The following is a 718-nucleotide window of genomic DNA, read 5'->3' on the forward strand; positions in this document are numbered from 1 at the left end:
GCCGTGATCCACACCTTTCCAATCCACACCGACGAGCTGTGCCCCCCAGATGCCAACAGCCATGAAGATCATCGCAAGTAGTGGCATTGAGATAGCCCCAGCCCAAAAACGTGGTGCAATCACTCGTTTCAGTGGGTCAACTGCCATCATTTCTAAGCTTGAAAGCTGCTCAGTAGCTTTCATCAAACCAATTTCTGCCGTCAGCGCAGAGCCTGCACGTCCAGCGAAAAGAAGCGCAGTAACCACCGGCCCAAGTTCACGCAGTAGTGACAACGCGACCATCTGACCAAGACTGCCTTCCGCGCCGTAATCCACCAGCACTACATAGCCTTGCAAGCTAAGAACCATGCCGATGAACAAACCGGAGACTACGATGATAGCCAGTGATTGCACGCCAACGGAATACAACTGTTTGATGAGTAGAGGAAAACTTTTAGAGGGTTGAGGCTTAGAGAAGATAGCGCCAACAAGCATCAAGGTTGCACGGCCAAAAGCTTCACAGATGGCGAGCGTGCGTCTTCCTAATGAAGCGACAAATTGAATAAAGCTAGCGACCATCAAATAGATCCTTTTCGATACTTTGCGCAGGAAAACGAAACGGCACTGGGCCATCTGCATCACCTTGTAAGAACTGCTGCACTCGCGGGTCTGGGTTTTGACTCAACTCCTCTGGCGTGCCAAACGCGATGATCTTGCCATCTGCTAGTAGGTAAACCCA

Annotated in this window: 1 protein-coding gene and 1 pseudogene; both read right to left on the reverse strand. The window is 50.8% G+C overall.

Translation table 11 applies throughout. The features are described from left to right. The coding region (locus tag R7E78_RS26525) for an MlaE family lipid ABC transporter permease subunit (protein WP_318058663.1) at window positions 1-558 on the reverse strand (558 nt) is incomplete at its 3' end. Then, a pseudogene (locus R7E78_RS26530) lies at window positions 548-718 on the reverse strand (phospholipid ABC transporter ATP-binding protein MlaF); the annotation flags it as partial. The gene R7E78_RS26525 and the pseudogene R7E78_RS26530, both read right to left, overlap by 11 nt.

It is taken from the genome of Vibrio sp. YT-19(2023), from assembly GCF_033337395.1.